Consider the following 12504-nt stretch of genomic DNA (forward strand, 5'->3'; position numbering starts at 1 on the left):
CCTATTCTTTATATGTTAAATTTATTAGAAGAATTAAAAGATAAAAATATTCATATATCTGTAAAAGATAATAACCTTGTTATTGATACCACAGAAGATATTGAAGAAAGTCTTATTAAAAGAATTAGAGTTTATAAAGAGGAAATCATATCCTATATTTTAAAACATAATTCTAACAGTATTGCCAAACATACCTCTACCGGAGAAGATCATCCTGTTTCAGATGCTCAGAAAAGGTTGTGGCTGCAAAGTCTTACTGAAGAAGGATCCAAATCATATCATATCAATTTTCCTATTGAATTTCCTTCCTCTTATGATCCGCATGTGGTGAAGCTTGCTGTTTTACAATTGATCAAAAATTTTGAGATCTTCAGAACGGTATTTCATCTCAATGACCAGGATGAAGTAAGGCAAATCATTTTGGAAGAAAATAATGCCGCACTTGATGTTGAGATTATAGATCTTAAAAGAGAATTCGCTGATATTAGATCCATAGCAGACCTTGTTAAAAATCTGAATTCACAGGCTTTCGATCTGGGTAAAGGTCCTTTGTTTAGATGTAGAATTTTTGAACTTAAAGATAAGATCGTCACCTATTTTATCTTTCATCATATTATTATCGACGGAGTATCTCTGAATGTTGTGAAGCAAAACATTTTAAGTTATTACCATGCAATAATTCATTCAGAAGAAATAAGCGGTCCAAAGTTCCAGTATCTGGACTATACGTACTGGAAACTTGCGGGAATTAATAATGGAAATTACAATGCTGCACAACGATATTGGATAGATCTATTATCAAAGAAAATTCCAACGATCGATTTACCTTCTTATGCTAAGAGGCCTTCTGTTAAAACATTCAACAGTTACACGCTAAAAACAGTTATTTCATCAGAACTTACTCAAAAGCTTGATGCTTTTGCTAAACAGAACATGGGAACTTTAAATGTAGGTTTACTGAGTGCTGTTTATGTTTTATTAAATAAATATACTTCAGAAAATGACATTACATTAGGAACTTTTACCTCCGGAAGAAATCATCCAAGCCTTAATGAAATGCCCGGACTTTTTGTAAATACCATTGTATTAAATAATATACTGGACCAGAAAGACACCTTAACAAATACATTCAGAAAGGTAAAGGATTCTTTTACAAAAGCATTTACGCATCAGGATTACCCTTTTGATCTTTTAATTGAAGACTTACACTTATCCCAGGATGCTTCGAGAAATCCGTTATTTGATATTACGGTGGTTTTCCAAGACTATCTGGATAACGAAGCAGCTGAAGTGTACAGTGATGAAATAGAAGAAGTTGGATTTACAAAAAGGGCTTTTGATATCAATTTTGAATTTATAAATAAAGGTTCATTTTTAGAAATGATTGTTGCATTTAATGCAGACATTTATGATAAAGGAACTATTATTTCATTTATAAATCACTTCAGGCAGGTTCTTCAGCAATTTGTGAGTGCTTCTGATATCCCTTTACAATCTCTTGATTATATAAGTGCTGAGGAAAAAATAGCTTTAGATTCATTCAACCATACAAAAGTTGATTATCCCTCAGATGAAACTATTGTAAGTTTATTTGAAAAACAGGTGTTAATAGCTCCCGATCACACGGCAGTTATCTATGGAGGAGTTTCTCTTAGTTATTCTGAATTAAATGCAAGAGCAAATCAACTGGCATATTATTTACGGGAAAAGTTTTCTATCAAAGGAGATGATCTGATTTGTATCCAATTATCCCGCAGTGAAAAAATGCTGGTATCTATTTTAGGAATATTGAAATCAGGTGCAGCTTATGTACCGATCTCTCAGGATTATCCACAAGACAGGACCGATTTTATTTTATCCGATACCCGGGCTAAAGTTAATATTAATGAATCTTTTCTTTTGGAGTTCGAATCTTGTAAAGACCTATATTCAAAAGAGAATCAAGAGTCCGTAATACGACAGGATCATTTAGCTTATATCATCTACACTTCAGGGACAACGGGAAATCCAAAGGGAGTAATGATACAGCATGGTTCTCTTGTCAATCGTTTGATGTGGATGCAATCGCGCTATCCTTTAGCTGATAAAGATGTACTCATTCAGAAAACACCTTATACATTTGATGTTTCTGTGTGGGAGCTTCTTTGGTGGTGTATATATGGTGCCACGTTATCTGTTCCTGAACAAGGAGCCGAAAAAGATCCGTCTCTTATCATAGAGACAATAGAAAGGGACCACGTAAGTATTATCCATTTCGTTCCGTCTATGTTTACCGCTTTCCTGAATCACATAGATACCTATCCTGAAGAAAAACAAAAACTGACAAGCCTGAAGACCGTTTTTACCAGTGGTGAGGCGTTATCTGTTTATCAGAAAGAGTTTTTTTACAGACTGTTCCCTGAAAATATTTCATTGGTTAACTTATACGGACCTACAGAAGCATGCATAGATGTTACTTACTATGATTGTAAGAAAGACATAAAAAATACAATAATACCCATCGGTAAACCTATTGATAATACCCAGATGTATGTTTTAGATGATGCGAATGGTATAGTACCAATAGGGGTGACCGGAGAATTATACATTTCGGGAGATGGTTTGGCTAGAGGTTACCTGAACCGTGTAGACTTAACAGCAGAAAAATTTGTAGAAAATCCTTTCATACCAGGTGCTAAAATGTACCGTACCGGAGATTTGGGAAGATGGTTATCAGACGGAACTATAGAATATTTAGGAAGGATTGACCATCAGGTCAAGATCCGTGGTCACAGGATAGAGCTTGGAGAGATCGACAGCCAGGTGCTTTCTTTCAGTGAATCGATTAAATCTGTTGTTACAGAAGTAAAAGAGCATGAAGAAGATAAGAGTTTGGTGGTGTACTATGTAAGTGATACCCCGATTGACAAGCAGGATTTATCAAGATATCTTGAGAGCAAGCTTCCTAAATATATGATTCCCGGTTTTTATGTGGAACTTGACCAGATTCCTTTAACAAGTAATGGAAAGGTTGACAGAAAGAGTTTACCAGAAGTAAGTTCAGAAGATCTTATTACCACAGAATATGTTGCAGCTACCAGTAAAGAAGAAAAGGTATTAGTCTCTGTCTGTGAGCAGGTCTTGAAACACAGTCCGATCAGTATCCGTGATAACTATTATAATTTAGGAGGAGACTCCATAAAATCCATTCAGATAGTTTCCAGGCTTCGTCAGCAGGGTTACAGTTTAAAAGTAGAACATATTTTACAGTATCCTGTATTAGAAGAGCTGGCGCGCTATATGACAACAGATGTTGTGAATATTGACCAGTCTGAAGTTACAGGAGAAAGTATTCTAACTCCTATCCAGAGGTATTTCTTTGAGAGTGAAGGGATCACTAATAAAAACCATTACAACCAGTCTGTTATCTTAAAAAGCAGGGAAAGACTTTCCGAAAAGATACTTGAATCCTCTCTAAAGACTTTGGTGTCACATCATGATGCTCTGAGAATGGTATATAGCAAGAAAGAGGGAAAATGGAATCAGTATAATTCAGGAATTGATGGTGTACATTACCGTTTAGCATATTTTGATATCCGGGAGAGTGGTAGTGAATCAGAAGAGCTATCCCAATTACAACAAATAGGAGAGGACCTTCAGAGTACAATCAACATAGAGTCCGGAGTTTTATTCCATGTGGGTCATGTTTCCATGAGTGATGGGGACCGTATTATTTTAGTGGTTCATCATTTGGTAATGGATGGTGTTTCGTGGAGAATTTTGCTGGAAGATTTAGGTAATTTATATGAGTCAGAAATTAGAGGACAACAATATTCTCTGCCCTCGAAAACGGATTCCTTCCAGAGTTGGGGTAAAGCCTTGGATGAATACAGCAGAAGTTTGGAACTGTCCAAAGAACGTTTGTATTGGGAAGGAGTAGAATCTGAAAACTATGCTCCTCTAGCTACAGATTATCCTGTAGAAGGCAAACAGGTTTTAGATAAAAGCTTAGGTTTTAGTTTGAGTACTGATGCTACGAAATTATTACAGACTCGTGCAGGGAGGAAATACAGTGCAGAGATCAATGATGTTTTGCTAACTGGTTTGGCATTAGCATTACAGAATCAGTTTGGAGTTAGCAAGACCAAGGTTCTCATGGAGGGACATGGTAGGGAAGTGATGAACACAGGACTTGACATCAGCCGGACGATAGGTTGGTTTACCAGTGTATATCCTTTTAACCTTGATATCAGCGATAACAGTCAGCCTGCTTTGGTCAGTGTAAAAGAAGGTTTACGAAGTATTCCAAATAAAGGAATCGGTTATGGTATTTTACGTGATCTAAAAAAAGAGATCGATTCACAATCAATGCCTTCTGTTTTATTCAATTACCTTGGGGACTTCAATGAAGAAGGAGATAAAAAGGACGATGCAACACAGAAATTTTCTTTATTCCGTTACAGCTCTGAAAATATAGGCTCTTCCGTCGATCCTTCCAATTTATCAACAGATATTTTATTCGACGTATCAGGGATGACGGTGAACGGAGAAATGAATATCAGCATCCGTTACTCAACTAAGGTATTTAAAGAAGGTACCATAGAGAATCTTTCATCTGCTTATAAGACAAATCTGGAAGCTATCGTGAGAGAGAGTGAAGATTCATCTGTAATTCTGACGCCATCAGACCTTACTTACAAAGAATTATCCTTCAATACCATTACAGAGATCAGTGTTGGTGATGAAATAGAAGATATTTATGAACTTTCCCCAATGCAGCAGGGATTATATTTTCACTGGCTGATGAACGCTAAAGGGTCAGCATACTTTGTCCAGACCTCATATAGAGTCAAGTCTGTCAATCTGGATCTATCCTTGGTAGAACAGGCTTTTGGAATGTTACTAAACCGTTATACGATTCTTCGCACTTCCTTTGAAAACCGTTATGGAGAAGTACCGCTTCAGATTGTTCATAAAAAAGCCCGTTTAGATTTCAGGCATTTGATCCTGGAATCAGAAATTGGATTGGATAATATCAAACAGGAAGACATAAATCAAGGCTTTATTTTGAATGAACCAACCCAGATGCGTTTGGTTGTGGTAGAATTACCGGATGATTACTACGAATTTATCTGGAGCCATCATCACATCGTGATGGACGGATGGTGCCTGAGTATTCTGATCAATGACTTTGCTGCCATTTTACAAAGCCTTCAACAGGAAACTATTTTGTCATTACCAGAGGCAGAGAAATATTCTTCATACATCCAGTGGTTGAAAAATATTGATAAGGATGAAGTCCTGGCTTATTGGGAGGATTATCTTCAGGGAAAAGATTCTCCGACCCTGATTCCTTTTGCAAAAGAATTTCACGAAGATACCATCCAGTATGATCTGTCGTCCCATATTTCATTTGTAGACAAAGATGTATATAAAGAGATTGTGCAGTTTTGCAAAAACTCAGGAATTACATTAAATACGTATATCCAGGCAGTATGGTCTTATCTTTTAAGTGCTTATAATGATTTTGAAGAGGTGACTTTCGGAGCAGTAGTATCAGGAAGGCCGCCAGAAGTACTTGGCATTGAAAGTATGGTGGGGTTGTTTATTAATACCGTTCCGGTGCGTGTGGCGATCAATAAAGACGAAACCCCGCAGATCCTTTTGGATAAAATGCACCGTGAGTCTATAGGAAGTACAAAATATCATTATCTGAGTTTAGCGGAAATACAGAACAAAAGTACTTTGAAGAGAAATCTCATTAATCATATTCTGATCTTTGAAAATTTCTTAATGGCTGAGCGTTCAGTTGATCCTGAAAATGATAGAGATCCTGACTCTATAAAAATTGAAAAATCTAAGTTTCAGTTGCAGACAACTTATCCTTTTAATTTCGAGGTCTTTCCTACAGATGAAGATTTAAGGATCTTGGTTGATTATAATAAAAATGTTTTTGATGACTATTCAGTGGTCAATATTGTAAGGGTATTTAAAGAAATCCTTGCATTTTTCAAAGAAAATATAAATGTCCCTTTTGCTGAAATTAACGATGAACTGGAGAAACAGAGCATATATTTTAAAGCAATCAGACAAAAGGACATTAAAGAAATTGTCAACACTACAGATTCCGATCTGATCAAGCAAAAGAACTCAAACAAGCTTAGTGCATTTATAAAAAATAAAAAACAATAATATTATGAACAGATTAAACAAATTAAAAAATCAAAACAGTGCTCCGGTATCTTCGGAAGAGCCTGCTTTAAAGGGATTTTTTAATGAGAATAAATTTCCTTTGCTAGTTCAGTCTTCAAACCCCAATACAGGTTTAAAAAACTGGCTGATTGAGAATAATGAATATTTTAATACCTGTTTATCAGAGAACGGAGCCATATTATGCAGAAATTTTGAAATTGATACTGTGGAAAAATTTCAGGATTTAGTTTCTGTTTTTGATCAGCCTCTTCTGGAATACAAATTCCGCTCTTCCCCAAGGCATTCTATTATGGAAAATGTTTATGTATCAACAACTTATCCTAATAGCTATAGCATCAATATGCACAGTGAAAATTCTTATGCTCCGGTACCACCTAATAGAATTATATTTTGCTGCATTATTCCGGCAACCTTAAAAGGAGAAACACCTATTGCGGATAACAGAAAGGTATTGGAATATATCAGTGATGATCTTAGGAATAAATTCCTTGAAAAAGGGATTCTGTACCGAAGAAGAATGAATGGGATGTTAGGATTATCCTGGAAAGAGGTTTTCCAGACTGAAAATAAAAATGAGGTGGAACAAGAGTGTGAAAAGAATGGAATCACCTATGAGTGGCTGGATGATAATGATCTCGTAATCAACTGGAAGAAAAAAGCCATTATAGAGCATCCTGTGACCAAAGAATTAATATGGTTTAATCACGGAGTATTTTTTAATAAATACAGCTACGATGAGGTTCTTCTTTCAGCCATAGAATCAGATGATGAGCTTCCTAATAATACCTACTTTGGTGACGGACAGGAAATCACTAAAGAAGAATATTCAGAGCTTTATGAAGCTTACCAAAAAGCAACGATAGATTTTCCGTGGGAAAAAGGAGATGTATTATTCCTTGACAACTATTTGTCTTCTCATGGAAGAAATGCGTATGAAGGCGAGCGTAAAATAATTGTTTCTATTTGCTAATTCCCAAAAAATACTAAATAAATGGAGAAAATTGAAGGATATAAATTATCTGAGAATCAGATTAATTATGTGTCAAATCAGGCTTATAATGCCGACTGTCTTTATAATCAGGTTATTATTAAAATAAATGATGAATGCTCTGACGAAAAAATTACCGCTTATATTAATGAAGCCATAAAAGGACATGAAGTATTGTTTTATACATTGTTTTCAAATAATGATGTAAAGAGTGCGATCCAATATAAAGATACCAAAGAGCATGAAATAAAACATTGGTATTTTGATACGGAAATTGATCAGGACCACTTTATAAAAGTGGTTGATAAAGATTTTGATTCTTCTTATCATTATCATGAAAATAAGGCACTTAAAATCGGAGTCGGTACTTCCGGAGAAGCAAGGTATATAGCGATTAGAATATATTCATTATTTGGAGACCTTTATAGTTGTATCTATTTGGCTAATGAAATTATACAAAGGATAAAAGGAAGTTATGAACATCATGAAAAAATAGAATTCTATAATTATTGCTCCTGGCAAAACGAGCTTTTAGCAGAACCCGAAGAAGAAGCAAAACTATTCTGGGAAACCTATAATGCAGATCCTGAAAACAAAATTATTCCTTTTGGGAAAAAGTTCGAAACTTTCAAACCTGTAAGGGAGAATATCATTTCCGTTGATAAGGAAAATTATGAGAAATTAATCAAAGATTTAGCGGAAAACGATCTTACTACTGAATCCTATCTGTTGTTGTGTTTAAGTAATTATTTTTCACAATTTTCAACAGATGATAAAGATCTGACCATCGGTTATGTAACTCAGGACAGGCCATACGAAGAACTTGCACATACCATAGGGTACGTTAACTCTAAGGTAGCATTAAATCTTAAGGTACATTCGGGAAATCTTGTTTTATCAGAAGCTATTGCAAAAATCAAAAAAGAAGTGGAAGCTGTAAAAAGCTGGGCTGATTACTTTACCTTAAACCGAAAAAAGCAAAATACAGTTTATTTCAAATATTGCTTTGAATACGTTAATACAGGAAAAATCCTTAGCGAATCACATGCTGGTATCATTAATGCTTATTCCGTACAGGATATTTTTGATTACAAGTTGACAGTAATTGATTCCGGTGAAGCTTTATCTGTAGATATTTATTACAATAGTGATGTTTTCTCACCTGTAGAAAAAGAAATTCTTGAAGAGCAGTTCAAAGGAATATATGATACATTATTGTACCAGCAAAAACAGGAATTGACCCCGGCAGACAAGAAAATTATAGCACTTACCAATTCTACGGCAGCTAATTTTGAAGACAAAAACAGTATTGTCCATCTGTTTGAATCACAGGTTACAGCAACCCCAAACGCTGAGGCAATTGAGTGTAATGGAATATCATTAAGCTATGAGGAACTTAATGAAAAGTCAAATCAGCTGGCACACTATCTTAAGGCTCACTATAATATCCAGCCTGATGATTTAGTTTGTATTCAAATTCCCCGCAGTGAACAAATGATTATTTCTATCATGGGGATCTTAAAATCCGGAGCCGCTTACGTGCCTGTAGATTACGATTATCCTGCTGAAAGAATACAGTACATTATTGAAGATAGTAATGCGAAAGTAGTTATAGACGATGCTTTTTTATCAGAGTTTGATAAACAGAAGGAAGGTTATTCAAAAGATAATCCTTCTGTGACAATTGGTTCTGGCGATTCTGCTTATGTTATCTATACCTCAGGAACTACAGGTAACCCAAAAGGAGTCGTTATCACGCATGCTAATATCCTTAATTATATACTATGGAGTAACGATTTTTATTTTACTGCAGGAGACAGAGGTAATTGGGGGTTATTTACATCAATTTCGTTCGATTTATCGGGGACCGCTGTTTTTTGCTCCCTTACAAGAGGAGGAAAGCTTTTCCTTGGCAATTCGCAGGAAGATAATGTAGCGTCTTTACTTTCAATGCTTGGAAATGAAGAGGTGGATGTTCTTAAGCTTACTCCATCTCATATTTCTTTATTAAAAAATACAGAAGTGACATCTTCCGGTCTGTCTAAAATTATTTTAGGTGGGGAGAAACTTCATGCAGACCATATTCAGACTATTCGTTCAATCCGTGAAAACATTGACATTTATGATGAATACGGTCCTACAGAAACAACCATAGGCTGCATAGCCCGTAAGATAGAGCAGGCGGGTGAAAATATTGGACAGCCGATATCCAACACTCAGGTTTACATTCGTAATGAGAAAAATGATGTTGTTCCGGTTGGAGTTCCTGGTGAAATATGCATAGCCGGAGCAGGAGTAGCTAAGGGATATCTGAATAATTTAGAACTCACCAATGAGAAGTTTATCGAGAATCCTTTCTCTTCCGGAACAAAAATGTACCGTACCGGAGATCTTGGACGTTGGCTTCCTGATGGAAATATAGAATATCTGGGAAGGACTGATGATCAGGTGAAAATAAGAGGGCACCGTGTAGAATTGGGTGAAATAGACAGTCATGTGCTTTCTTATAGCTCTACGATTAAAACAGTAGTAACTGAAGTGAAGCATCATGAGGGAGAAGCCCATCTTGTGGTATACTTTGTATCTGATGAACAGATTGATAAAAAAGAACTGACAGGTTATCTTGAGAAGAAGATGCCGAATTATATGCTTCCGGATTTTTATGTTCAGTTGGAGAATATTCCATTGACGAATAATGGAAAGATAGATCGTAAAAAACTTAGGGATGTATCTCCTTCAGATTTGATAAAACAGGAATATATAGCTCCGAGAAACGAAACTGAAAAGCAGTTAAAAGAGATCTGGGAGGAAATACTGGGAATAGAAAATATTGGAGTTACAGATAATTTCTTTGGATTGGGAGGACATAGCCTGATTCTTATAAGAATTATCAACAAGATTAAAACTACATTTAATAAAACCATCTCAATAAAAGATTTCATGGAAAACCCAAGGATCGATCTGGTAGCCCAAAAAATCTCAGGAGATGTAAATGTTGAAAACTTTGAACCCATTCCCAATGTTGCAGAAGCGAAATATTACCCAATCACTGCTGCTCAGTACAGATTTTGGGTGATCCAGCAAAATTATGAAGCTTCTGCCACTTATAATGTGAGTGAAGCCTATAAATTAAAAGGAGATCTGGAAGCATCTAAACTTGAAGAATCATTTAGGGTACTGGTTAATAGATATGAAATTTTAAGAACAATTTTCCTTAATATCAACGGAACTGTTTTTCAACAGGTTTTACCTTTTGATAATATTGATTTTAAGATTGAGAATATTGATTTATCATCCTCTCAGAATAAGGATCAGGAGTTAGCTGAGCTTTTGAATACCAAAAAGATCAATTTTAGATTAGATGAATTTCCTTTATTCAAAGTATATCTTATTAAAGTTGATAATGATGAATACATTCTTTGGTTCAATACCCACCATATCATTTGCGATGGATGGTCAAGCAATCTTTTTGCTTCAGAAATTATAAAAACGTACAATTCTTTAGTACGAAATGAATCTCCCAACGTACCGGATCTTAAAATACAGTATAAAGACTACGCAGATTGGGTAAATAAGAAAAATGTTGAAGAGAGCAGGGATTTCTGGATCAAAACGCTTTCCGATGATATAAAAAGAGTTGAGCTGCCTTTTTCAGGAAAAAGAAAGAAGTATCAGACTTTCAATGGTGATAAATTTGCATTTGTAATTGATGGAGAAAATGTAAAAAAAGTTAAACATTTTTTACAGGGAAATAACATCTCCTTATTTACTTATTTGGTAGCCTGTACCAAAGTATTACTGAATAAATATACCCATCAAAATGATGTTATCATTGGAACAACATTCTCCGGCAGGGACCATCCGGATTTAGAAAATCAGCTTGGACTTTTCCTAAATACTCTTCCTTTAAGGTCAAATGTTGATAATAATGACTCATTCAATACGCTCTTGATGAAGGAGAAAAAAAATATTATAGATGCATTTTCTAATGGAAATTATCCTTTTGATCAAATCCTTAATGATATAAACTATCAAAAAGATATTAGCAAATCTGCTCTTTATGATGTGTCTGTAGTATTGAACAATCATAATAACATGGCTTTATTTGAAGGGCCGAAAGAAATGGATGATCTTGTGATCGAAAGCTATCCGTATGCCTATAATATTTCTAAAAACGATATTGAATTTAACTTCTCTGAAGGTGATCATGAATTATTAGGAATTGCTACCTATAATACTGATTTATATGACAGAGAGTCTGTTGTGAAGTTTGTTGATCATTTAAAGAACATGATAGAAAGTCTCGTTGATTCCCCGGATCAGCCCCTTTCAGAATTGAACTATTTAAGCTCTGCTGATCAGGAAATATTATTAAGAGAATTTAATGACACCTCTGTTTCATACCCTGACAATCAGAGTATTCTTAGTTTATTTGAAGATCAGGTGAATCTTACTCCTGACAATATTGCTGTTGTTTTTGAGGATCTTAGTTTAAGCTATACCGAATTGAATGAAAAAGCATCCAGCCTTGCTCTTCAGCTTCAAAGTGCTTATGGAATCAAGAAAGGCGATTATGTAGGAGTAATGCTTAATCGTGGAGAAAATCAGATCGTTTCTATTCTTGGGATATTGAAGCTAGGAGCAGTTTATGTACCTATAGATGCGAATCTTCCAGAATCCAGGAAAGAAGTGATGACTTCCGGCTTATCTTTATTGATCACCGAATCTTACTATTTCTTTGACCTTGATTTCTACTCTGGTGAATCTTTTTCTATAGATTTAGAATTTGCAGAAGAAGATGCCTCAGGCTTTACATCAGAAGTTTTAGAAAGAGATGATATTGCATACATCATATACACTTCCGGTTCTACGGGAGAACCAAAAGGAGTTTTGAATACTCATGGCGGTATTTTGAATACAATGTTATTCCAGAAAGAATTCTTTGAAGTTCCCTCTTATGAGAATGTTGCTCAGTTTGCTTCTTTTCATTTGATGCTTCTATTTCAGAGATTTTTATGACGTTGCTAAGTGGTAAGAGTCTTCATATTTTGAGTGATTCAGTTAGAAAAGATGTTTATGCCTTTGAAGAGTATGTAAACAATCATTCCATTGATCTGGTAACACTGCCACCGGCATTTTTCAGTTTACTGAATGTTGAGAGACTTCAGGGATTGAAAGGTTTAATAACCGCAGGAGAATCAGCCGTTATCGGTAAGACGAAAGAATATTTAAAGTATGGAACTTTTTACAATGCATATGGTCCTACAGAGACGAGTATCTGTGCTACCGTACATAAACTTGAAAAGGAAGTGATTTAGCTTCTT

The 12504-nt window shown here is 35.2% G+C and carries 2 protein-coding genes and 1 pseudogene; all 3 read left to right on the plus strand.

The window, feature by feature from the left end:
• Nucleotides 1–12 precede the first annotated feature (12 nt).
• Complete coding sequence (locus AAEU33_RS11855; protein ID WP_345987694.1) at nucleotides 13–6171, plus strand: amino acid adenylation domain-containing protein; 6159 nt, start codon at nucleotides 13–15, stop codon at nucleotides 6169–6171.
• Between the two features lie 4 nt (nucleotides 6172–6175).
• The gene (locus AAEU33_RS11860) at nucleotides 6176–7162 is read left to right on the plus strand and encodes a TauD/TfdA family dioxygenase (protein ID WP_345987696.1); all 987 of its coding nucleotides are present in this window, start codon (nucleotides 6176–6178) and stop codon (nucleotides 7160–7162) included.
• 21 nt (nucleotides 7163–7183) lie between these two features.
• Nucleotides 7184–12498, plus strand: a pseudogene (locus AAEU33_RS11865) (amino acid adenylation domain-containing protein).
• Nucleotides 12499–12504: the final 6 nt, after the last annotated feature.

The organism is Chryseobacterium sp. Chry.R1 (genome assembly GCF_039645525.1).
In the GTDB taxonomy this organism is placed as follows: domain Bacteria; phylum Bacteroidota; class Bacteroidia; order Flavobacteriales; family Weeksellaceae; genus Chryseobacterium; species Chryseobacterium proteolyticum.

Coding starts and splice junctions, on each gene's coding strand:
- AAEU33_RS11855 (WP_345987694.1), top strand. CDS start 13: ATGTTAAATTTATTAGAAGAATTAAAAGATAAAAATATTCATATATCT.
- AAEU33_RS11860 (WP_345987696.1), top strand. CDS start 6,176: ATGAACAGATTAAACAAATTAAAAAATCAAAACAGTGCTCCGGTATCT.